Source organism: Kribbella orskensis, assembly GCF_004342085.1.
GTDB lineage: Bacteria > Actinomycetota > Actinomycetes > Propionibacteriales > Kribbellaceae > Kribbella > Kribbella orskensis.
The window spans coordinates 1-21,276 of record NZ_SLWM01000007.1; the positions used below are offsets into that span (position 1 = coordinate 1).

A 21,276-nucleotide genomic window follows, 5' to 3' on the forward strand; every position below is an offset into this window, starting at 1 on the left:
CACTTTGCTTGACACCGGCGAGGACCGGCGCACCCTGACCAAGGCGGGAAACGAGCACCTCCTTGACACAGAGGGGAGCCAGATCCGGTTGTTCGCTGGTGTCGTGGCTGCGGCCGAACCCCTGCGTGCGTGCCCTGCCTGACGCTCAGGCCGGCTCTTGTGGGTAGAGCACCGGGCGGATCTCAGCGAGCATCTCGCGCAGTTGGGCGGCTCCCTGACGAACTTGTGCACCGGTGTCGAGCGACAGGGCATCGCATGCTTCCACCGCACGGTCCCTCTCGGAGGCGAACACCATAAAGACAGCCGTGACGGCGTCGTGGATGTAGGTGCTGTGTTGAATATCCGCCTCGACCAACGCTTCAGCGACAATCGTGAATCCTGCGGTGTCCTGTCGCCGGAGCAACGCCTCTGCGGTCGCGAGGGTAACGAGCGTGTCATTGACATCAAGGACGAGTCGAAGCAGTGACTCCCGCGCTTCGGTCGCCTCGGCGAAATTCGCCAGGGCACGACCCGCGTCGGCTCGATCCTGGTAGTCGTCGCTGGTAGCGAGCTTGATCAGCGCAGTGACTGCCAGGCGTCTCCGGTCCTGGTTCACGGAACCATCGTTTCATGCGCTCACGCCGCTCATCGGCATGTGAGCGCGCTGATCGCGGCTATGAGAGTGCGCTTGGCCTCATACGTCACGGCCCGGAACTGGCGCACAGCCACCACGTCGTTAGCGGCGTTGTGACGCACCCAAGATGTCGAGGACGCGGACTGGCTTGGCGCGCAAAGTGGCTGCCGGGCGTGTCAATCAGGATCCGATTGTGCGTAGCGGTTCAACGCGCTCGCCCAGAGGCGGGAGATCACGCGGTTCATGGGGCCGCGATGGAGCAGGAACAACACGACCTTGTCCCGTGTGCGGCTGGGATCGCCGTAGTTCCATTCGACGTGAAGTCGGCTGCCTCCATCGTCTGTCGGTGCGATCCGGACCGAACCCGTGCCGCGGCCACCGTAGCTGCTCTCCTCCTCCGTCCACCGGACCACCGTGGGGTCGGACCAGTCGTAGCGGACGACGACCCAGAAGGGCGAACCGGGGGTGCTTTCTCGAGCCACCGCCCACGAGTCTCCGAGTCCGCGCACCTGGTACGTCTTCGGGTCGAGCGTTCGGCTCCAGATCTGGAGACGACGATCCGTGAAGTCAGTCAAGGCCCGTAGAACCTGTTCAGGTGAAGCGTGGGTGGTCACGTCGAATCGCACGCGACCAGTTGAGCACCCACGTTTCGTCGCGTCCAGCAGCCAACCGCTGGAAGCGACCCTGGATCTCGAGCAAGACCCCGCCCCTACCGTGCTCGGCGGATCGCGGCGAGACGCTGCCGCTGGGCGGAGATGTGTCGTGTTGACGCCCTCGACACTGCGGGCGAACGCCTCACGCTGAGTGCTCGCTCATCGGCCATGAGCGGACGAACGCCGTATGCCCTCGGTCTCGTAGACGAGGGTGTCAACCACCAGCTGGCACGGAATCGTCAAGCATCACGTGTTGGTAGTGCCGACACCTCGGCCGCCTGGCGACGACCAGGTGCTGCGATCGAGCCAGCGACTGAATTGCGAGGCGACGTCCTCAATTCGGCACGAGCGCGCGCATCCCGACATGTGAGGACGTCGAGCGGACCATTCTGGCTTGGGGGCGTTGGCAGCGGACCGGGCCGAGCTTGCATTTCTTTGGGGGATCAGGTTGCGGGCTCGGCTGACTGGGCCCGGGAGAGTCGGATCAGGCGGGCGCCGAGAACTGCGATCCAGAGGAACAGCACCGTCACGAACACCCGCTGCAGCAGTCCGTTCCACGAGCCGGCGACACCGGTGACGAACAGAACCAGCAACACGAGACCCAGTACCGCGGTGATGAGGGAGTAGGTACGCAGGTCGCGCCACGACTGGTCGCCGCGAAAGACACGGGCGAACACCAGTGCTGCGGCCACAAGGGCGAGGAACACCACGAGGCTGACCAGGTCGTGGGTGGCGTGATGCCAAGACACGTCGCCGGCGTCGACGCGGTCGGCGCACGCGTCTAGTTGGCTGCTGCAGTCGTTGCGGGCCAGGCCGGCGACGATGATGCCGACGCCGGCGACTCCAACAAGGATCGAGCCGACCGTCGCGGGCCTGCCCTTCAACGCGCCTGCAAGCCCGGCCCCGAGCGCGACCATCCCGGCACCGAGCAGCAGAAAGCCCGTGATCATGATCCACGCGTTCTGGGCGTCCAAAGCCGCTAGCGCGCTGATGTCCTCCCGCCAGACGCTGTAGTCGTCCTGCACTCCAGCCCCAACAATCCACGCGATGGTGAAAGCGATCGGGCCGATCACCGCAAGCCACCCCAACAACAGACGGGTATCCACGCTCCTCATGCACCGAACGCTACGCGACGCGCATCCCCACGCCAGCTCATCTGAGAAGTCACTTCCCGGACCCGCCGCGGACCAGCCTACGATTCCGCCTGACCGGCTTTTGACACAGAGGGGAGCCATATTCGGAAGTTCGCAGGTCCTCCGGGTGACCGCGATCCCTCGGCTGATGTGCGGGCAAAGCCTTCCGCCTTGGTCGGTAATACTCAGGACAGAGTGAGATGAGGGCATATGGACAAGTGGCAAGGCATGGGCGTCGTGACTGGGGGCGCGGCGGCGGCGTTGGCGGGCCTCCTGTTTGTCGCAGTCACCCTGCGCATCGACGTCATCGCAGCCGCTAGAGATCTCCGTAGTCCTGCTGCGCAAACGCTCGCTCTGTTTGTTACGAGCTTGGTGGTGGCGATAGTCCTGGTCATCCCGGACCAGACCGAGCGCACCGCAGGGATCGAGTTGTTCGTCGTCGCATTGGCTTCCGCCGCAGCGCTTCTGGTTCTCAATCGCGGAGCCAAACAAGTGACCGCACCCTCGGCGCTCGGAAGCCTGTTAGAAGCCGTCAGCCCGACGGCGGTCAGTGTGGTCCTGATAGGAGTCGGTGGCGTCCTCGCCGCAGTCGGTTGGGACCCCGGTTTGTACTTCTTGGTGCCTGGGATCGTGGCCGCGCTGGTCGGTGGGGTAGTCAATGCGTGGCTGTTCCTGCTCAAGATCCCGGCGACTCCTGCGAACTGACGCCATCGTCCTCACATCGGCTGCGGATCAGCCTGGTAGAGACGGTCGTTGTCATCAAGGCAGGGTCTTCAGTCGAGCTGAAAACCGGAAGGTCGGCGGTTCGAGACCGCCCCTGACCACACCTCTCCCTTGCGGTTTCTCAATCTGCGAACCGTCGACCTCCCCGCTAGTCCAGCTAACAGGACGCTAGGAGTCTGCGAGCCACGCCAGCATGCGGCCCTGTGACCAGCAGCGGCCGATGGCCTCGGCGCGCAGGGTCGACTGGTCGAACACCGCTAGGCCGATGATGCTGTGGCCAGAGGCGCGGCGGTCGCCAAGTGTCGGTATCGTCGGCGCGACTCCGACCCCCTCCGCTGACACCCACGCCACCGGCCGGTCGGTGGCCGCTTCGTCGAGGCGGTGCAGGAAGCGCAGGCGGCTCTCGAGCGGGAACTGCGACAGCGCCCACGTCGTGGTGACGACAGGCAGGGCGTCCGCACGCACACGGGCAAAGGCATCGGGCAACACCTCGACGGCGTCACCTTGCAACAGCAGCGGAGGGGCCGTCGCTGCCAACGCCATCTCCGCTTCGAGCATCGCGACTCGCTCCGGCTCATCCGGCGGCAGGCAGGCGCGCAACCATCGGGCGTCATCCGCGTCGGTCACGTCGACCGGATCGAGGTCGACGCCGACCCGGGCGACGACCTCGGGCATCGCCCGCGTCGGGATGGGCCGGTCTCCCACGATCGAAGACGACTGCTGCACGGGAGATGACGGGTCACCCAGCGATTGTCCGTTGCTGTACGCGATGCCGACGCGATCGACATTGAGATTGAGCCCAGCCGAACAGCCCACGTCGATCAGCCCGACCGCATTCGCGCCTACCCGGCGCGCCGCCTCGGCAATGGCTGGATACAGCACTGCGCAGCGTCCGGTCTCGTTGGCCCGCACCTTCCGGCGTACGGCGATGGCCACGACCGAGTCGGTCATTCGTAGCAGCGTGTCGATCGCCGCGCTCGCGGCAGCGTCGCCGTCCGCAGCGGCATAGGCCGCGGCAAGGGCCGGGGCGCGTCCGGCGAGGGCGAGGTCGTGCAGCGCGGCGAGGATCACCGTGGGGTGCCGCTTGCGCGCCGGCGCCGCCTCGATGGCGCGCAGCGCCTCGTCGGACTCACTCAAGGCGACAGCAACGCGCTCGTACAGCGGCGAGGTCCCGGCGGCGCCCACACCGAAGTGCCGGTACGCCTGAGCGAGCGTGCGGGCCCTACCCACGGGGTACGGAGCTTCCTTCAATCGGCTCTGGCATCCCGGCGATTCTAGCCATCGGAAACGCCAGGCTCGACCCCGTAGGGTTGTCCGCTCCGGACGCAGCGGGCAGGGGAGCAACACAGTGGACCTGGGTGTTCTGGGGCAGGCAGGCGGCATGTTCGCCGTCACCAATGTCGACGACATCGTCGTACTGGCGCTCTTCTTCGGCCAGGCTCACGAGCAAGGACGAGCCGGCGCAATCCGGGTCGTGATCGGCCAGTACCTCGGATTCGCCGCCATCCTTGCCCGCCTCGATCGTCGGCGCGCTCGGCGCCGGCCTGCTGCCCGAATCCGTGATCCCGTTGTGGTGACTCATCGCGATTTGGGGTCCACGAAGAAGCGCGCCGCCAAGGCCCAGGCGGCGGACATAGGAGGCTTTGGACCCATGCCATCATTTGGGAGGGCGGTCGAGTGTGAGCCTGACGCCGGTGGCGGCGCTGATGACAGCGCGGTCTCCGAGCGGCACGGCCAGGGTGACGACCGCGGCTTTCCTCAGCAGAACGGCCCGACAGGCAGTATCGGCCAGCACCGGACCGTGGCTCCCCCCGATGACCACCAGGTCCTCGAACTCGAGGACGTGAGCTCGAAGGTCGGGCTCACAGGCCCCATGGTTGAGGGTGAAGGTGAGCGTGCGGTCGTCGATCCGGGTGAGGCTCTCGCCTTGGAGAAGACTGGGCTCCAGCTCGGCGAGTCCGGGCGGTGGGACCGGCTCAACCCGAGGCTTGAGTACATCTTTGGAGACTGCGAGGACGACGATCGGTCTCGACAAGCCTTTCGCAGTGAAGGACCAGGCGGGCACGGTCGCAGGACCGCTGCTCGTGACCACCTCGGCTGTTCCCAAGGAACCGCCGGTGATCGTGAGTTTGCACGACGATGCCGGTATGCCCCTGCAGTTGCTGCGAGTGGTTCCGATCTCTCCAGTCAGGGCAGGCTGGGCGTCGAGCACGCCAACCGGAACGCTCGATCCGTCAGCGAAATCGATGCGGGAGGTGCGACCTGATCCGAGCTGAACGCCAGGTGCGACGGCGACCTTCCCGGCCGTCCACGCAAGCTTCTGCTCGGTGGTGTCGAATGCAAGGCCCGGTGTCCGCGATGAGTACAAGAAGATCCCAGAAGGCGGTTTCGGGATCCCCGCAGCCCGCACAGCCAGCGCCACCGCGCGTGCCCGGTCGAGAAATGCCCGAGTCGCGGGAGCTGACGGAACCAGCGTCGGAACCGCCGCGCTGGGGCTCGCTGTTCCGGAGGCCCGAGACGCGGTCGGCCCGACGATGGGCGTTGTGTCACCCGCTCCAGCGGTTGGCAGTACCTCGGTCCCACACGCCGACTGGGCGAAACCGATGAGAACGACAGCAGCACCCCAGTACGCACGAGACCGCGTGCCGCGGTTAATGGGCATCATGCTTGAGACACGCAAGTTCTGGCGAAATCGTTGCCTCGGCCCGCTTCCCCTCCAACCACCCGCGAAGTGTGACGAAGTCAGCTTCGGTAAGGCCGCTCCAAGGATCGACAGAATGCGCCGGGTTGATCCTTTCCAGAAGTGGATTCTCTCCGCCTTGCAACTCAGAGCCCGTCCGATAGGCCGGATAACGCTCCGACGTCGCGCCAAACGGAATAAGCGGTCCGTCGACATCGAGGAAGAGCAACGGACGCGGCGCAGTACCTGGCACGACTGCACGATAGCGGCTTAACTCTCCTGCGTCTTGGACGAACCTGGGCTAGGGCCAGGTGGTCATGAACTGGTCCGTTACCGCGACCTGCCAGACGTGGCCGTCTGGATCGGCGAAGGCACCGTCGTACCCCCATGGCTGCTCGCCGGGCTGTCGGATGATCACGGCTCCTGCCGTTGCAGCACGTGCGATCAAGTCCTCAACGTCCGCGCTTGTAGGCAGGCTGAGGGTGAGGATGCACTCGCTTTGACCGGCCGGCGCCTGGTGACGTCCGCTGAGTACCCAACCGAAGCCTCCCGTAGGGATCAGCATGACCCGAACGCTGTCGCCGAGAATGAGGCGCAGAGGCTCGGGTACGCCGTCGTCCGCGGGCTCCCCGGGTACGGCGAATCCGAGTCCGGAACGGTAGAACGCGTAGGACCTCTGGCGGTCTGAGATCGGCAGGGCAATTGTCACGGCTGTTTGTTCGTAGCTCATGTGGTCGGCACCAACTTCACATACTTCACATCAGCCGTGGCCGTTCCGTGTTGCATAGCCTGTCCCTTCTCGCAATGTTGTCGTTCGGCCTGACCGGACGGACGCACCGACTCAGCGGCCGCGGCGCGCTTGTGGCGCACGTTCACGCCGCGCTTTCCGGCCGCTACCTCTACGACGAACCAGAAAGCCGGACCCGGACAGCGCGCGCGAAACTCATCATCCGTGTGGCCCTCGTGGCGCGGGGAAGGGCCAGTGTGGGTCGTCCCAGCGGTTGGGGCTGGGGATCGCTAGGAGTCGCAGGACGTTTTGGAGGTGGTCGGAGCCGTGGTCGGCGAGGCGGCTGGGGGCGTGACGGAGCAGCCAGTTGGTGAGATCTCGGCGCTTGTCGTCCTCGTCGTACGACGTCGACCAGGGGAGCGCGTCCCACAGCAACTCGGCGTCCCATTGGCCGAGGGCTTCGGCTAGGCGTTGGGCGGCCAGCGGATGACGGGTTGCTTCCCACGAGGCTATCCAGGGGTAAACGGCGCCCGAGGCCTCGACGCAGAGGACGAATGCCGTGTGCGCGGATGCCGGAGCAACGGGCGCCGTGAGGCAGTGGATCCACCACGCAAGCAGGAACTCGCGGACAGCTGCTGCCTGGTCGGCAGGCCATTGCTGCCATTTGCCCCGACCAAGCGAGTCGCCGAGGTCCTCCAGGCTGTAATCGTCGACGCCGCCGTCGACGAGAGCGGCGGCCAGCTGGGGCAGGACGCGGCGCAGTACCGACGCGTGGTCGTCCCAGTCGGGAGCCTGCCAGGTACGGCGCAACAGATCCGGCTCGAGCTCGACACCCGGAACCTTCAGGCTGGCGAGTTCCTCCGCACTCCCCCAGTGGCATTCGCAGTTCATCTCGTCGGCGCGAGCGGTCATCCCGCGGAAGGTGGTGGCCAAGCGATTCAACGCGGCGTCAAGCGTGGGTGGCGCGGATCCATTCGTCACCGGCGTTCTCCCTCATGACTCCAGGCCTCGTGGCAGCAGGAGCGTCACCCTACGCGGGCGCAGATGCGAATCGCCGCCGAGGTCGCGCATCTGTTCGCAGTACCGCAGGCAGGGCGACAGCTCGGTACGTGGGATTGCCCACGTACCGAGCTGAGGTTGTAGGTCGGATCGGTGTCTCAGAGGATGGTGAGGCCGATGGTGCCTGGGGCCAGGTTGCGGCTGTTGACGGTGTCGTTGCCGGCGCGCGTGTCCACGATCAGTTGGTCGGTGGATTCTGCGTGGGTGATCCGGACCGTCGGCTTCAGACCGTTGACGTTCACGGTGCCTCCGGACCCGGAGACTCGGATGAAGTCCCGGCCGGCCGTACCGTTGACGGTCACCGAATCGATCGCGCCGTCGCCAGCGCCGGTCTGGCTGCCGAGATCGACGTCGACCTTGCGGACGTCGGTACCGCGCAGGTCGCCGATCGTGGTGGAGTCAGCGCCTCCCAGCGCCTTGAGCACGACCCGCTCGACGTCGTCGGTGTCCATCACGATGTTGCCGAGGTCGCGGGTGAACCGCAACCGCGCCCCGTTGGCAGTGGCGGCGAACTTCTCCGCACCATCGCTTCCGTTGAAGAGCATCTTGTCGGTACCGCGTCCGCCCTCGATCACGTCGCTGCCGTCGCCCGGATCCCAGGTGAACGTATCGTCACCGTTGCCCAGCAATGCGGTGTCGGTACCACGGTTGCCGTCGACGCGATCGTTGCCATCGCCGGTACGGAACAGCTCGTTGCCGCTGCCTCCGGACACGACGTCATCGCCGGCACCCGAGTCCACGACCGTGAACGGCTGGGTCTGCGTACCGAAGTCGATCCGTACGTCGTCGTCGCCGCTCCGGCTGTTCACCAGCATCTGGCCGAAGTCGGCGAGCTTGACCGTTTCGTCTGCCTGGCCGTCGTTTCCGAAGTCAACCTCGAGTACGGTGGGATCGGCCGCAGGTACCCGGAGTGCGATGTTGTCGGCATGATTGGTGCCTGTGACAATCAACTGCCGGTTGTCGATCTGCACGGTCCCCCTCGGCGCGGTCGCGGCGGCCGGACCAGCCAGACTGAAGGCGATGCCGGTGGCGATGGCGGCCACTGCGGCCGAGCTGAGGCCCCGCCGAAGTCGAATTGCGCGATTCATGATGTGGTTCCTCCTTGTCGGTCACGGTTGCTGCCGGTTCCCCCGCGCACCGTGCTCGGTTGTCCTGTGCCCTCCGATACGGCCCCGGTCCGCCTTCGGTTCAACGCATTCGGGAGAAATCTGGAGGTAGCCCGGATACCGGAATGACGCGTCGACAGACCTCAAGAGCGCTGGACAACCCGCAGTAGCGGCTCGAACGCGCATGCTGGCAGCGCGGACCACCGACCAGATGCACAGTCGGCATGTGAGGCTTCGGAAGTGGACCCCGATCGATCCGGTGTACAAGCTCGGCGGGGTGTTGGTTGGGGTCAGGGGGTTGTGAGGATGACTAGTTGTTGGGTTGCCCGGGTCATTGCGACATAGCGGTCGACTGCTCCTTCGATGCCCTGGCCGAACGTCTCTGGGTCGATGAGGACGACCAGGTCGAACTCGAGCCCCTTCGACAGCTCGGGCGTGAGCGACCGGACACGCGGAGTCGCCCCCGGCGTGCCATCCTCAAGGCCATTCGCGCTGATGACGCAGGCGATTCCGTCGGCATGCTCGGCCAACCAGGTGTCGAGGATCGAGCTCAGATCCGAAGTAGATCCGTGGACGACCGGTACGTCGCTGCTGCGGATGGAGGTTGGCACGTTGGCGTCTGGAAGCACGGCCCGGATGACCGGCTCGGCTTCCGCCATGACCTCGGCCGGTGTCCGGTAGTTGATGCTCAGCGAGGCCAGGTTGATCCGGTCGAGCCCGATCCGCTCGAGCCGTTCCTGCCACGACTCCGTGAACCCGTGCCTGGCCTGGGCGCGATCCCCGACGATGGTGAAGCTTCGAGACGGGCAGCGGAGCAGCAACATCTGCCACTCCGCGTCGGTCAGCTCCTGCGCCTCGTCCACGACGATGTGCGCGAACGGGCCGGCGAGCAGGTCCGGGTCCGCGGTGGGAAGTGCGGTCTCGTCGACCAGGGCTTCCTGCAGATCCTGCCCACGCAGCATTGGCACCCAGCCTTCGTTGTCGTCATCGGCTTCGAGAATGTTGTCGATGACATCGGCCAAGCGATCGCGTTCGGCTGCGGCGGCGGCCTTCTGCTGACGCTTCCGGCGGGAGGCCTCCGGGTCGCCGAGTCGCTGCCGCGCCGCGTCCAGGAGCGGCAGGTCGGACATCGTCCACGCCTGGGGGTCCGCGCGCCGCAGCTTCTTGATCTCGTCAGGGCTGAGCCAGGGAGCACACATACGCAGGTAGGCGGGCACCGACCAGAGATCGCCGACGAGATCGGTCGGTTCGATCAGCGGCCACGCCTTGCTGAACGTATCGACCAGTTCCTCGTTCTGCTCAAGGGATCTGCGCACCAGGTCGACCGAGACGTCGTCGTCTTCGTACTCCTCCTCGTGCTTGTCCAGCAGGATCGTGAGCAGCTCCTCCCAGACCTGGTCGCGAGCCTCGTTGTGCGGAGTAATGGAGTCTGCTGATCCGAACGCCTCGGCCCAATCAGCAGGGCTGAGCCAGATGTCGGACCAGTGGGTCTCGACCGTCATCCCCTTGGTGGGCGCCTCTTCGTACAGCCTGACGGCCGGTTCGATCGCCTTCACCATGTCTGCGGACGACTTCAGCAGGGCCACACTCGGGTCAGGCTCGTCCGGCGCCGAGACTCCTTCGGGGAGAAAGTCGCGCAGGGTGCAGGTCAGCACGCCCTCCTCTCCGAGGCTGGGGAGAACGTCGGCGACGTAAGCCAAGTAGGGCTGGTGCGGACCGACGAACAGTACGCCGCCCCGGCGGTGACCTAGGCGCGGATCGGAGTACAGGAGATAGGCGGTGCGGTGCAGGGCGACGACTGTCTTCCCCGTACCCGGGCCGCCGTCGACGACGAGAGCGCCGCGCGAACCCGCGCGGATGATGGCGTCCTGATCCGCCTGGATGGTGCCGAGCACATCCCGCATCTGGGGGGACCGGCTGCTGCCCAAGCTCGCGATGAAGGCGGACTGGTCGTCGAGCGCCGCGTGGTGCCCTTCGAACCCGTCCGAGGTGAACACCTCGTCCCAGTAGTCGCTGATCCGGCCGCGGGTCCAGCGATACCTGCGGCGGCTTGCCAACCCCATCGGGTTGGCGTGGGTCGCTCCGAAGAACGGCTCGGCTGCGGGAGAGCGCCAGTCGATCAGCAGCCGACGACCCGTACTGTCCGTGAGGCCGAGCCTTCCGACGTACACGGGCTCGGGGTTGTCCGCGCGGACGATGTGTCCGAGGCACAGGTCCAGACCGAAGCGACGCAAGGCGCGGAGGCGAGCGGTCAGCCGGTGGACCTCCAGGTCTCGGTCCATTGCCTCCTGGCCGCTGCCGCCAGGTGCCTTGCGTGCGGCATCGAGACGGTCGGACAGGTCGGCGATCGACTGCTCGAGGCTCTCCGCGATCGCGGCGAAGTGCTGCTCGTCGCCGGCGATCAGCGCCGGGTCGGCCTTGGGGGCGAGGTGGTCGGGAAGGTCGAACGTGCTGGTGGTCTGGGGGTTCACTTCAGCAGCTCCGATCGAGCAGCAGCTTCGCTGCCACCGTTGTGCCGTCGGTTCGGATCGTGCCGGCCACGGCGGTCGCCCGTACGCCGGTCTCGGGGGCCAGGGCCGTCTTGAGGGCGACCGACAGGGACTCGAAGGTCGGAGTCGGACCGTCGTGTGCAACGCCGATGCCCAAGTCAGCCACGCGGCCGGCCCAGTACGGCTGGTCCGCCGCCTGGGGTACCACTACCTGAGGTACGCCGGCCCGGGTGGCGGTCGTCGTCGTACCCGCGCCGCCGTGGTGCACGACGGCGGCCACTCGGCCGAACAGCGCCTGCTGGTTGACCTCGTCAACGGTGAAGCAGTCGTCCTGGTCGTCGATCAGGGCCAGGTCGGCCCAGCCGCGCTTGACGAGTGCGCGGCGTCCCTGGGCGCGGATCGCCTCGATGGCCACCTGGGCGGCATCCGTCGAGGCGTGCATGGGCATGCTGCCGAACCCCACGTACACCGGTGGTTCGCCGGCGTCCAGGAACGCCACCAACTCGTCCGCCAGCGGACGCTCGTCCGGCAGGATCCACGCGCCGGTCTGTACGACGTCGAGGCCCGCCGGCTCCTGCCACGGGTCCAGGGTCGGGTCCGTCGCCAGCCAGGGCTGGTCGCCGATGACGTAGTCGCGGACGTTGTCCACCGGCGGCAGGCCGATCGACGCCCGGTTGGTGTTGAGCGCCTCACCGAACAGCACATTGTTGCTCTGGGCATCCAGCTCCCACAGCACCCGGCTGTCGGTCACGTCCGGCGGGAACGGCCGGCCCCGATACGCCAGCGGCGCGTGGTACGGCGACGGCAGGGTGAGCTGCTGGAAGGTCACGGACACGGAGCGGATGCCGAATTTCTCGGCCACCGACAGCGCGCCGGCCGCGGCCGGCATCATGCCGGTCGCCACCAACGCATCGCATCCCTCGGCCGCCGCGGCGACCGCGACGAACTGGTCGGCGATCAACTCGGCCGCGCGCTGAGGCATGGATGACGGCGGCGGCGCCGCTTTGGTCAGCGCTCGTGCCGACTGGCCGACCGGCACCATCGGCACACCGACCCCGGCCAGCAACTCCGCGAAGTCCGGCGGCGCGCACACCCGCACCTCCGCGCCGCGTGCCCGCAACTGCACCGCGAGAGCCACCACAGGTTCGACGTCCCCGCGTGACCCGTAGGTCGACAACAACACCCGCATTTTTCGCGATCCCCTTCGTCGATTCTGGCTTCGGTCGACGATTCTGCGGCACGAACAGGGCCTTGCGGCAAGTCCCCCCGTGCGCTATAAGTTAGAAGTGGCAAGGAGTGAACACTCTCCTTGCCTTTCTCTTTGCCTTCCCCTGGTCAGGTGCAGATGGCCTTGTCCAGGAAGGCATCTACGGCGTCATCGGGGTCACCGTTGAAGTTGGGCGTGAGTGCGACCGTGGCCTGGCGGTGCCCGTCTTCCGCGGAGAACGACCAGGAGAGGTACGCGAGGGTGAGCCCGCCTAGCACGGAGGATGGAAGTCCTCGGGCCAGGTGGTTCTGTTGCAGGTCAGGGCAGCCAGCTTGGTGTGGGTCAGGTCGGCGTCGGCCAGGTCGGTGTTGGTCAGGTTTGCGCCAGTGAGGTCTGCCCGGGTTAGTTGCGCGCCTATCAGATATGCCCCGGTGAGATTCACTTCGCGCAGGTTGGCGCCGGTCAGGTCCGCGGCGAACAGTTGCGCGCCTTCCAGGCCTGCGAACTCCAGGGTGGCGCTGGTCAGCTTCGCTTTCGCCAGGTTCGCGGAGGTCAGGGTCGTCAGGAAGAGGTTCGCGCCGGCCAGATTCGCGTTGGCCAGATTCGTGTCGGTCAGATCCGCGCGGTACAGGTCCACGCGAGACAGGTCCGCGTCGGTCAGGTCCGCGCTACGCAGTACGACCGATCTGAGGTCGAAGCCGGAGAAGTCGACGCCCCGAAGCAGCATCGTCGGCAACTCAGCGCCGTTCTGGTCGGTACCGCGGGGTCGTGGCTGTTCGACCAGAACCTTCAACGCAGCAAGGACATCGGCGGGCGGAGTCTGGACGGATTGGAACCCTTGTGGGTGTGGCGCCCGGACTGCTTGTTCGCGGACGAATCCGCTGAGGACTTCGGAGATGGCGCGCTGATCACCGGGTGATTCCCGCATCAGACGCTCGAACGAATGCACTGCCCCCAGACGTACTGCGATCGTATCCGCGCCTAGCTGGTCGACGGAGCGCGAGAGTCGCTCAGACGTCTGCGCGACTTGGGTTTGACGTTCCTGCTCAGTTGACTGCCGAACTGCCTGGCCGAAGAAGATCAGACCACCGACCAACGCGAGAAGCAGCACAACAGCACCGGCGACGGCCGCGCGAACGGGCCACGGGCTGTGAGACGCACCTGCGGACGGCGAGCGCTGGCCTGCGGTTCGAGATCCGCTCCGGCTGACCACGGCGGCTCCGATGAAGCAAGCGCCGGCAGCGACGTACCGGCGCTGGTGTAGGACACTTCCATCGTCTCAACGATGTCAATCACAGCTGAGCAACCACCGCACGCTCGATCCAAGCCCCGAGATCCTGAGCGTCATCGAAGGTAAGCAGAGAGTACGGCGGACAGCCGGGCAGGGGCGTGACGCCGGTGAATGCGTGGTCCGGCGCGAAGAGAAGCAACCCGCCACTCTCCCGGTGAACGAGCGTGAGGTTCCCATTGGCCTCAACCGCGACGACGTAGTACTCCTCCGGCTGGATCGGGATCGCCAGTCCGTCTGCTTCCCAGATCCAGGAGTAGTCGGCCAGTACGTCGGAGACGGGCGTTCGGCCGGCTGCTTCGGTCAGGATCTCGTTCTGGTTCAGCCACCTGGTTTCCGGCTCTCGGAAGCACTCGTTGATCCCGCCGCAGACCAACCAGAAATCCCTGTGGATGGGGTGGACCTGGCCGGGATCGGCGTCCAGCGGCGGGCGGCAGAGCCAGCCTCGCCGGTCGGTGTCCGGTCCCCAGGCAAGCAGTTCGTACTCCGTGCCCGAGATCAAGACCGGCGTGAGAGTGGCCGAGGCCAGCAGGGCTGAGAGGTGCGGTAGCCCGGCGACCTCGCCTCTCGACCAGGGCCGAGCTTCCCCGACCGTCGCAGTGTCTCCGGGTTGGAGGAACCATGGGGTTTGCTCGAGGAATTGATCCCAGTCGCGCATGATGGGCCAGATCATTGCACGCACTCGTCGCGGGGGCTTTGTAGACTCGGCTGGTGTTTGTCGCTGGGGCCTGGAGCCGTTCGGGGTTGGCCTGCCGCGCATGTAGCCGCGTGGAGCGCTAGTGGGCGCGGCGGATCGTTGGGGTGAGGTGGGACTCGGCGTACTGCGGGCCGCGGCTGCGGAGGCGCCTCGGGAGGCTGGAGTCTATCTGTTTCTCGGTGAGCGCGGCGAGGTGCTCTACGTGGGCAAGGCCGGCGACCTGAGGCAACGGCTTCGGCAGCATGCGGGGGTGAGGGGGCCCGGGTCGGGGCTGGATGAGCGGTACGACCTTGTCCGGCGAGTGGTGTGGGAGGTCGCTGTCGACGAGGCGGCTGCGGTATGGCGGGAGGCGGAGTTGATCTTCGCGCTTCGGCCGCCCTTCAACGCCAACACCGGACTCCGTGGGGCCGCCGCGGTCGGGATGGACCCGCGGGCGCCGTACGTCGTCGTGCGCGAGGTGGCCGCGGGGGTGCTCGGCTTCAGCCTGGAACCTGTGCTTCCTTCGATCGGGCGGGCATACGGGTGCTTTCCTCATCTGGGCAAGGGCGTCGCGTCCCGGCTCGGGATCGCTTGCAGTGATGGGTACACCGCGCTCTTGCGACTTCTGTGGGCGGCCGCAGGCGAGGGCAGCCACACGCCGGCCTCGATCACGAGGTCGGCGCCTGAATCATTCACGGTGGCGGTATCGGCGGAGGTGCGGGACGGACTGCACCGGTTCCTCTCGGGAACGAGGGCTCGCCTGGCTGAGGAGCTACTCGAGGAGGCGGCCCATCGACCGGAGTTCATGCAGCCCGCGTTGCGCCGCGACAAGGAGGCCGCGCTTCAGTTCTACGCCGGCGGGCCGCAGCTCGTGCGAGCACGTCGGCTGCGTCACGGCGTACGGGCGCGAGTCCTCGAGGCCGAGACCTACCGGAGTCTCGTACGGGACGAGATCAGCCCGGTGATCAATGGATAACTCTCACTTCGTGGTGGTCAGGTTGATGCCGTCGGTTCCGTCGGGGGTGCCGACCAACGAGCCGCCGGCGCCCATCACGCTGGCGGTCACTGAAAGCCTCAGGGTTGCATCTCAGCAGCGTATTCGAGGTCGAGCCTGGATACTGGGCCGATGCAGATCAGTCGACGGATGATCGTGTTGGACGCCGCAGATCTCGAGACGGAGAGTGCGTTCTGGGCCGGGCTCCTGGGTGGGACCGTGATGGCGAGCGACCGGTGGCACAACATCTGGGTCGATGGCGAGTGGCAGATCGGCGTCCAGCTGGCGCCTGACCACGCGCAGCCCGAGTGGCCCGACGGCACCCCACAGCAGATCCACTTCGATCTCTACATCGACGACCTCGACGCCGCGCACGACGAAGTGATCGGCTTGGGCGGCAGGCTGTTGAAGGCTGCCGAAGACCGCAGCGCAGTGTCAGGCGCCCAGGTGTACGCCGACCCGGCCGGCCACCCTTTCTGCCTGTGCTGGCTCCCGCCGCAGCCGGGCGATCGGTTGAGTGACGATGCGGGATGAGATTGGGCATCGCGGTGGAAGGTGGTTGACCGCTATCGTCCGGGCGTGGTGAATGTCCTGGCTGGGGTGCGTCCGGGGAGTGTGGCCGGCGCGGAAGCGGTCGCGTACGAGGTTGCGCTTGAAGGCGCCAGTCAGGTGATCGGCTTCTATGCCGGGTTGATCGCGGGCCAGGAAGACGCGGCTGAGCCGGACACGGAAGCGATGGCTTTCTGGCGAGCGGAGCAGCGAGCTTGGGCTGTACGGCGACACGAGTTGACGCCGCACGATGCCCGGGAGATCGCCGCCATCCACATCGCGGGCGAGGACCTGCTCGCGGATCCGTCCGACCAGGACGACGAGCAAGACTGGCCCAGTACCGCGCATCGCGCGGCAGCCGCCCGGGCCGCGAACGCACGGCGACCGCAGGTGCTCGAGGAAGCCGAGAGCGAGCGGATCTTCCGGGACCGGATCGCCCCCGTCGAGTTGACCGGGACGTCGCAGATCCAGCCGGTGGTCGTGATCGTCGCTGGTCAACCCGGAGACGGCAAGGCGGCGATCACCGCGCTCATACAGGGCGTTCTGAACACGCGCGGCCGGCCGGTGACGATCAGCCCGGACCGCTACGAGCCGCACCATCCCAGCTTCCACGCGCTGATGGCCGAAGAACCACTGCTGGCCGGCGGCGCCGACGAGGACGCCATGAGGTGGACGACGAGGGCGGCGGCGTACGCCCGCTCGCAGCGCTTCGACGTCGTGCTGGAATCGGTACTGCGAGATCTGGGCGCCTTCGCGGAGCAGGCTCGGCAATTCAAGGCGGCCGGATACCAGGTCGAGGTGGCGCTGGTCGCGGTGCACGAGCGGCCAGCCGGTTCGGAGTACTGGATCGCCACCTCCGCGCGCTGGAGGTGTTCGGCTATGGCCGGCTCGCGGAGACGGAGGTGCATGATGCTTGCTATCAGGGGGTACTGCGCGGGGCCGAGGTAGGCGATCGCGAGGAGTTCGCCGACCGAGTCGCCGTACTCCGTCCCGATGGGCGGCTGATCTACGGCAACCAGCGAATCGCCGGCGGCGGGTGGCAGCAGCCGCCAAGGACGGCCGAGGGGATCAACTGGGAGCGGGGCCGTCCGTGGACGGTCGCCGAGTCACGGCTCTTCCTCGACGCGGTGCTGGAGTTCCAGCAGATCGGTCTCTCGGCGCCCATCCCGTGGATCCGGAACGAGGCGATCGAAGGCGCGAGAACGGCCAACGCGCTGGCAGCACCGCGGCTCCATCCGGACGCCGTCACGCTCCACATCGCGACAGCCGGAGTGTCCAGACCGGACGCCTGAGCAGAGGTGATCGCCAAGCAGAGCAGACGTCCGGCCCGACACTCGAGAAACAGCGGGACACTAGACGCCGTTCTCGTTGCCCTGCTTGCGCTGACGACCTCTGAAGTCCCCGATCACCCGCCCCTTGGGGTCGACGACCTTGTCGCCCTTCAGACCGCCGCCTGACCCAGCCGCACGCTTGGCCTGGCGACCCGACATCCAGCCACCGTTCTCGGGGTCCTGCTTGACCTCTGACTTCTTCCTGAATGCCATGAGCCTTCATCTCCTCCGGGTGTTCTGAAACGAAGTCCCCGTGGTCCTGCGAACGCCATATCGGATGCTATTGGCGAAGGGGCTCATCCACCATCCGCCGAGATGAGTGGAGACCTACGAATCGCCCGGATCGACCAGGTGCGACTTGTCGTGGAGGTCTACTGCCATCTGGCCGAGGAAGTAGGCGCCGCAGCCGCGACAGTGGGCTCCTCGGCGGCGGGCCGCCCGAACCGCCACCGCTTCGGCTTGAGGTGTAATCAACGCCCCTGGCCGAGTACAACCAGCCGTCAGGCAACGCAGAATTCGTTGCCTTCGGGGTCGAGCATGACGATGTGACCGAGGTCTGCCCCGTAGTACTCCTCGCGGACAGTGGTCGCGCCGGCGGAAGTGAGCTCGACGGCTTTGGCGCGGATGAGTTGTTCGCGCTCGGCCAGATCCCACGGTGGTTCGCCGGCCACCCGGATGTCGATGTGCATCTTGTTCTTGGCCGTCTTCCCCTCCGGCACCTTGAGAAACCCGATCGCCGGCCCAACCCCCTCCGGATCGATGATCGATGCCCCATCCGGATCGTCGTACCCCGGCTCCGCCACATACCCGAGCGCCCCGGCCCAGAACGCGGCAATATCCCCCGGATCCGCAGCATCACAACCAAGAGTCCAATGAATCGCCATCCCCGCACCGTACTGCGCACGCGAGGCGAGGTGGGCGAATCAGCGGTGGGGGTTTTGGCGGATGGGGATTTGGACTTGGAGGGTGGTGCCGGTGGGGGTGGGGAGGATGGCAATGGTGCCGCCGTGGCGTTCTGTGATTATGCGTTGGGCTATGTCGAGGCCCAGGCCGGTGCCTTTGCCGACGTCTTTGGTGGTGTAGAAGGCTTCGAAGGCTCGGGCTGCTACTGCTGGGGACATGCCGGGGCCGGTGTCGGTGATCAGGACGATGACGTCGGTGCCTTCGGCGCGGGTGGTGATGTGGATCATGCCGACGCCGTCCATGGCGTCGACGGCGTTGTCGATCAGGTTGGTCCAGACCTGGTTGAGCTCACCTGCGTAGGCCTCGATCCGCGGGAGTTCGCCATAATCTCGGACCACCTCGACGCCGTCGCGGAGTTTGTGGCCGAGCATCACCAGGGTGCTCTCCAGCCCGGCCTCCACATCCGTGGGCTGGAGCGAGCCGCGGTCCATCTGCGAGTACGACCGGACGGCCGCGACCAGGTCGGAGATGCGCCGGGTCGAGACCTTCACCTCGGACAGCAAGGTCGCTGTGGCGAAGGTGCTCGCCACCCATTCCAGCCCAGGCTCGAGGTTGTCCACATCGAGCACGGCCGCAGCGCGTTCGCACCAGGCGAGGTCGACGCCGGCCGCGGCCAGCGGCTGGGCGATCAGCCAGTCTCGCTCGACCCCGTGGCGTGCGAGCCAGGTCGCGATCGCGTTCTCCTGGTCGGCGATGTCGAGCGGATCCAGTCCGACGGCCTGGGGCTTGATCTCCCGGCGCAGCTTGTCGAGTGCGGCCAACTGCGTCGCCGAGATCTCTCCCTGCGCCAGCCGGTCGAGCGAGGTGATCAGCGTCTGGCAGGCGCCCTCGAGCGAGTCCGCGGCACGCGCCGCGGCAGCCGCTGGATTGTTGATCTCGTGCGCGAGCCCGGCCGCCAGAGTTCCGAGCGTGACCAGGGACTGCCGTTGCCGCGCGGTCGCCTCGATAGACCGTGCCGTGCCGTACACACCTTGGATGAGATGTCCCCCGAGCGGGAACCACGAGTCAGTCAGCTCACGCAGCACCTGCGCCGGCACCCGCAGTACGCGCCCTTCGAAGACTCCGCGACCGGTGGCGAGGTAGACACCGCGCTCGTCCCAGGCCCTGAACCCACCAGCCCAGCGACCCGGCACGTCCATCCGCCCGACGACCGAGTCCTCCCGGCCGACGTGCCGGACGAGGTCGAGAGCGCCGTCGACCAGCACCCACCAGTAGTCCGCGTGCTCACCCTCGTGGAACAACTCGACGCCCGGTTCGATCGATACTTCGGTGCCGCCCTCGATCAACTGCCCGAGCTGTACGTCGTCCAGTCCGTGGAAGAGGCCGAGTCCGCGGAGATCGTCGACGCGCATGATCACACCATCGCCAGGTAGCGGTGCACGAGGTACACCGACATCGCGCCCTCGCCGACGGCGGAGGCGACACGTTTCATCGAATCGAGCCGTACGTCGCCGGCCGCGAAAACCCCGGGCACACTGGATTCCAAGGCGAAAGGTGCCCTGGGCAACCGCCAGGCATCCCGCAGCAACAGATCCTGGCCAGTCACCACGAACCCTTTGTCGTCCCGCATCACGTCAGGGCCCAGCCAGTCGGTCCGGGGCGACGCGCCCACGAAGACGAACAGCCAACTCGTCTCCACCTCCTCGACCCGGCCGGAGTCCCGGTCGGTCAGCGTGAGCGCCTCCAGGTGACCCTCGCCACGACACCCCACCACCTCGCTGCGGCACCGCACCTGGATGTTCGGCATGGAGACGATCTTGTCGATGAGGTACCGCGACATCGTGTCCTCGAGTGTCGAGCCACGGACCAGCAGCACGACCCGCTTCGCATAGCGCGCGAGGTTGAGCGCCGCCTGCCCGGCCGAGTTGGCGCCACCGACGAGGTAGACGTCATCCCCCTCGCACTGGCTGGCATCACTCGCACTCACGCCGTAGTACACGCCGCGACCGGTGAACTCCTCGAGCCGCGGCGCGAGCAGCCGTCGATACGAGACACCGGTGGCCACGATGAGCGCGCGAGCTTCGATCTCCCCCGCCCCCTCGAAGAGCACGGCATGCACAGGGCCTCGGTTCTCGAAGCCGACCACCGGGCGGGCGAGCACCATCTCCGCGCCGAACCGGGAGACCTGGGCGACGGCCCGCTGGGTGAGATCGGAGCCGGACAGCCCGCGCGGGAACCCGAGGTAGTTCTCGATCGACGCACTCTGTCCGGCCTGTCCCCCGGGCGCCTCGCGCTCCACGATGACGGTGCTCAGCCCCTCGGACGCCGCGTACACGGCAGCCGCCAGACCCGCCGGACCACCGCCGACGATGCAAACGTCGTACAAGGGCTGCTCGGCTCTGGTCCGCAGACCGAGCGCACCGGCGAGATCAAGCGTCGACGGCGACCGGAGCGTGTCCCCCTCGGGCAGCAGCACCAGCGGCAGATCACCCGGCGTCGCCTCGGCGAGTCCGGTCAACCGCTGCGCCTCGGGATCACGCTCGACGTCGTACCAGTGGTACGGCACGTAGTTACGGGCCAGGAACGTCTTCACCTCGTGGCTGCGGTCGGACCAGCGGTTGCCGATCACCCGTACGTCGGACGTGTGGTCCGGGTTGGCCTGCCGCCAGTCGTCGAGCAGATCGTCGATGACCGGGAAGAGCCGGTCCTCGGGCGGATCCCAGGGTTTGAGCAGGTAGTAGTCGAGGCCGATGTCGTTGATCGCCTTGATCGCGACGTCGGTGTCGGCGTACGCGGTGAGTAGCAGGTACTTCGCGCCGGGTGCGTGGGTCTGCGCCTGCTCCAGCATCTCGATGCCGGTCATCTCCGGCATCCGCTGGTCGGCCGCGATCAACGCGACGGGCTGGTTACGCAGGGCGAGTTTGGTCAGCACGGCCAGCGCCTGGGCACCGGAATTCGCCCGCACGATGAGGTAGTCGTCCCCGTAACGGTTGCGCAGGTCCCGCGAGATCGCGGCAGACACCATGGGATCGTCGTCGACGGTCAGGATGGTGGGTTTGCTCATCTAGCCAGCCTTCGGGCCGCCTCTTCGCCGCCCCCACGGGAAGCTCGAGGAATCACGTGAACCAGCCTGGCCAGGGTAACC

At 66.9% G+C, this 21,276-nt stretch carries 22 protein-coding genes; 6 read left to right on the forward strand and 16 right to left on the reverse strand.

Annotated features, from left to right (window positions below):
* Window positions 1-145 precede the first annotated feature (145 nt).
* The 3 genes from EV644_RS20255 to EV644_RS20265 all read right to left on the reverse strand — a co-directional run bounded on the left by EV644_RS20255 (window position 146) and on the right by EV644_RS20265 (window position 2,381).
* The gene (locus EV644_RS20255) at window positions 146-595 is read right to left on the reverse strand and encodes a hypothetical protein (RefSeq protein ID WP_132190255.1); all 450 of its coding nucleotides are present in this window, start codon (window positions 593-595) and stop codon (window positions 146-148) included.
* A gap of 194 nt (window positions 596-789) precedes the next feature.
* Window positions 790-1,239, reverse strand: a complete 450-nt coding sequence (locus EV644_RS20260) for an SRPBCC family protein (protein ID WP_158292886.1) — start codon at window positions 1,237-1,239, stop codon at window positions 790-792.
* Window positions 1,240-1,709: 470 nt separating this feature from the next.
* Window positions 1,710-2,381 carry a DUF998 domain-containing protein gene (locus EV644_RS20265; protein WP_158292887.1) on the reverse strand — a complete coding sequence of 224 codons (672 nt, stop codon included), beginning with the start codon at window positions 2,379-2,381 and terminating at the stop codon, window positions 1,710-1,712.
* Between the two features lie 228 nt (window positions 2,382-2,609).
* Here EV644_RS20265 and EV644_RS20270 point away from each other — a divergent pair, with 228 nt between their 5' ends.
* On the forward strand, window positions 2,610-3,104 hold the full coding sequence (locus EV644_RS20270; protein ID WP_132190258.1) for a hypothetical protein: 495 nt from the start codon (window positions 2,610-2,612) through the stop codon (window positions 3,102-3,104).
* Window positions 3,105-3,290: 186 nt separating this feature from the next.
* On the opposite strand, the gene EV644_RS20275 is transcribed toward EV644_RS20270, so the two are convergent.
* The gene (locus EV644_RS20275) at window positions 3,291-4,532 is read right to left on the reverse strand and encodes a DUF2332 domain-containing protein (protein WP_369410508.1); all 1,242 of its coding nucleotides are present in this window, start codon (window positions 4,530-4,532) and stop codon (window positions 3,291-3,293) included.
* Here EV644_RS20275 and EV644_RS45420 point away from each other — a divergent pair.
* Window positions 4,504-5,388, forward strand: coding sequence for a hypothetical protein (locus EV644_RS45420; RefSeq protein ID WP_199240603.1), 885 nt, complete (start codon window positions 4,504-4,506; stop codon window positions 5,386-5,388). The two genes, EV644_RS20275 and EV644_RS45420, sit on opposite strands and share 29 nt — an antisense overlap.
* 715 nt (window positions 5,389-6,103) lie before the next feature.
* On the opposite strand, the gene EV644_RS20300 is transcribed toward EV644_RS45420, so the two are convergent.
* The 8 genes from EV644_RS20300 to EV644_RS20330 form a co-directional block, all read right to left on the reverse strand.
* Window positions 6,104-6,532, reverse strand: coding sequence for a VOC family protein (locus EV644_RS20300; RefSeq protein WP_199239918.1), 429 nt, complete (start codon window positions 6,530-6,532; stop codon window positions 6,104-6,106).
* 216 nt (window positions 6,533-6,748) lie between these two features.
* On the reverse strand, window positions 6,749-7,510 hold the full coding sequence (locus EV644_RS20305; protein ID WP_132190263.1) for a hypothetical protein: 762 nt from the start codon (window positions 7,508-7,510) through the stop codon (window positions 6,749-6,751).
* Window positions 7,511-7,686: 176 nt separating this feature from the next.
* Complete coding sequence (locus EV644_RS20310) at window positions 7,687-8,676, reverse strand: calcium-binding protein (protein WP_132190264.1); 990 nt, start codon at window positions 8,674-8,676, stop codon at window positions 7,687-7,689.
* Between the two features lie 308 nt (window positions 8,677-8,984).
* A complete protein-coding gene (gene helR / locus EV644_RS20315) occupies window positions 8,985-11,165 on the reverse strand; it encodes an RNA polymerase recycling motor ATPase HelR (RefSeq protein ID WP_132190265.1) in 2,181 nt (726 codons plus the stop codon).
* Window position 11,166: 1 nt separating this feature from the next.
* On the reverse strand, window positions 11,167-12,372 hold the full coding sequence (locus tag EV644_RS20320; RefSeq protein WP_132190266.1) for a glycosyltransferase: 1,206 nt from the start codon (window positions 12,370-12,372) through the stop codon (window positions 11,167-11,169).
* Between the two features lie 146 nt (window positions 12,373-12,518).
* On the reverse strand, window positions 12,519-12,668 hold the full coding sequence (locus EV644_RS44650) for a hypothetical protein (protein WP_158292888.1): 150 nt from the start codon (window positions 12,666-12,668) through the stop codon (window positions 12,519-12,521).
* Window positions 12,662-13,318, reverse strand: coding sequence for a pentapeptide repeat-containing protein (locus EV644_RS20325; protein ID WP_132190267.1), 657 nt, complete (start codon window positions 13,316-13,318; stop codon window positions 12,662-12,664). The genes EV644_RS44650 and EV644_RS20325 overlap by 7 nt, the downstream gene beginning before the upstream one ends.
* A gap of 364 nt (window positions 13,319-13,682) precedes the next feature.
* The gene (locus EV644_RS20330; protein ID WP_199239919.1) at window positions 13,683-14,351 is read right to left on the reverse strand and encodes a hypothetical protein; all 669 of its coding nucleotides are present in this window, start codon (window positions 14,349-14,351) and stop codon (window positions 13,683-13,685) included.
* Window positions 14,352-14,457: 106 nt separating this feature from the next.
* On the opposite strand from EV644_RS20330, the gene EV644_RS20335 reads away from it, so the two are divergent.
* The 4 genes from EV644_RS20335 (at window position 14,458) to EV644_RS20350 (ending at window position 17,189) form a co-directional block, all read left to right on the forward strand.
* The gene (locus EV644_RS20335) at window positions 14,458-15,330 is read left to right on the forward strand and encodes a nucleotide excision repair endonuclease (RefSeq protein WP_132190268.1); all 873 of its coding nucleotides are present in this window, start codon (window positions 14,458-14,460) and stop codon (window positions 15,328-15,330) included.
* A 150-nt stretch (window positions 15,331-15,480) separates the two neighbouring features.
* Entirely contained in the window at window positions 15,481-15,882 is a 402-nt protein-coding gene (locus tag EV644_RS20340; RefSeq protein ID WP_132190269.1) for a VOC family protein, read from the forward strand.
* 45 nt (window positions 15,883-15,927) lie between these two features.
* Window positions 15,928-16,845 (forward strand): zeta toxin family protein, encoded by a 918-nt coding sequence (locus tag EV644_RS20345; RefSeq protein ID WP_132190270.1) that lies wholly within the window; start codon window positions 15,928-15,930, stop codon window positions 16,843-16,845.
* Complete coding sequence (locus EV644_RS20350) at window positions 16,800-17,189, forward strand: hypothetical protein (protein WP_132190271.1); 390 nt, start codon at window positions 16,800-16,802, stop codon at window positions 17,187-17,189. Before EV644_RS20345 ends, EV644_RS20350 begins: the two co-directional genes overlap by 46 nt.
* A gap of 60 nt (window positions 17,190-17,249) precedes the next feature.
* On the opposite strand, the gene EV644_RS20355 is transcribed toward EV644_RS20350, so the two are convergent.
* The 4 genes from EV644_RS20355 to EV644_RS20370 form a co-directional block, all read right to left on the reverse strand.
* Complete coding sequence (locus EV644_RS20355) at window positions 17,250-17,441, reverse strand: hypothetical protein (RefSeq protein WP_132190272.1); 192 nt, start codon at window positions 17,439-17,441, stop codon at window positions 17,250-17,252.
* A 287-nt stretch (window positions 17,442-17,728) separates the two neighbouring features.
* Window positions 17,729-18,112, reverse strand: coding sequence for a VOC family protein (locus tag EV644_RS20360; RefSeq protein ID WP_132190273.1), 384 nt, complete (start codon window positions 18,110-18,112; stop codon window positions 17,729-17,731).
* Window positions 18,113-18,151: 39 nt separating this feature from the next.
* Window positions 18,152-19,543, reverse strand: a complete 1,392-nt coding sequence (locus tag EV644_RS20365; RefSeq protein WP_132190274.1) for a sensor histidine kinase — start codon at window positions 19,541-19,543, stop codon at window positions 18,152-18,154.
* A gap of 2 nt (window positions 19,544-19,545) precedes the next feature.
* Window positions 19,546-21,195, reverse strand: a complete 1,650-nt coding sequence (locus EV644_RS20370; protein WP_132190275.1) for an NAD(P)/FAD-dependent oxidoreductase — start codon at window positions 21,193-21,195, stop codon at window positions 19,546-19,548.
* Window positions 21,196-21,276: the final 81 nt, after the last annotated feature.

Excerpts from the sequence above, each read along its gene's own strand:
- EV644_RS20365 (WP_132190274.1), bottom strand. The coding sequence starts at position 19,543 with ATGCGCGTCGACGATCTCCGCGGACTCGGCCTCTTCCACGGACTGGAC.
- EV644_RS20355 (WP_132190272.1), bottom strand. The coding sequence starts at position 17,441 with ATGGCATTCAGGAAGAAGTCAGAGGTCAAGCAGGACCCCGAGAACGGT.
- EV644_RS20265 (WP_158292887.1), bottom strand. The coding sequence starts at position 2,381 with ATGAGGAGCGTGGATACCCGTCTGTTGTTGGGGTGGCTTGCGGTGATC.
- EV644_RS20340 (WP_132190269.1), top strand. The coding sequence starts at position 15,481 with ATGCAGATCAGTCGACGGATGATCGTGTTGGACGCCGCAGATCTCGAG.
- EV644_RS20370 (WP_132190275.1), bottom strand. The coding sequence starts at position 21,195 with ATGAGCAAACCCACCATCCTGACCGTCGACGACGATCCCATGGTGTCT.
- EV644_RS20300 (WP_199239918.1), bottom strand. The coding sequence starts at position 6,532 with ATGAGCTACGAACAAACAGCCGTGACAATTGCCCTGCCGATCTCAGAC.
- EV644_RS20360 (WP_132190273.1), bottom strand. The coding sequence starts at position 18,112 with ATGGCGATTCATTGGACTCTTGGTTGTGATGCTGCGGATCCGGGGGAT.
- EV644_RS20310 (WP_132190264.1), bottom strand. The coding sequence starts at position 8,676 with ATGAATCGCGCAATTCGACTTCGGCGGGGCCTCAGCTCGGCCGCAGTG.
- EV644_RS45420 (WP_199240603.1), top strand. The coding sequence starts at position 4,504 with ATGTTCGCCGTCACCAATGTCGACGACATCGTCGTACTGGCGCTCTTC.
- EV644_RS20330 (WP_199239919.1), bottom strand. The coding sequence starts at position 14,351 with ATGATCTGGCCCATCATGCGCGACTGGGATCAATTCCTCGAGCAAACC.
- EV644_RS20270 (WP_132190258.1), top strand. The coding sequence starts at position 2,610 with ATGGACAAGTGGCAAGGCATGGGCGTCGTGACTGGGGGCGCGGCGGCG.
- EV644_RS20320 (WP_132190266.1), bottom strand. The coding sequence starts at position 12,372 with ATGCGGGTGTTGTTGTCGACCTACGGGTCACGCGGGGACGTCGAACCT.
- EV644_RS20325 (WP_132190267.1), bottom strand. The coding sequence starts at position 13,318 with ATGCGGGAATCACCCGGTGATCAGCGCGCCATCTCCGAAGTCCTCAGC.
- EV644_RS20275 (WP_369410508.1), bottom strand. The coding sequence starts at position 4,532 with ATGTCGTCGACATTGGTGACGGCGAACATGCCGCCTGCCTGCCCCAGA.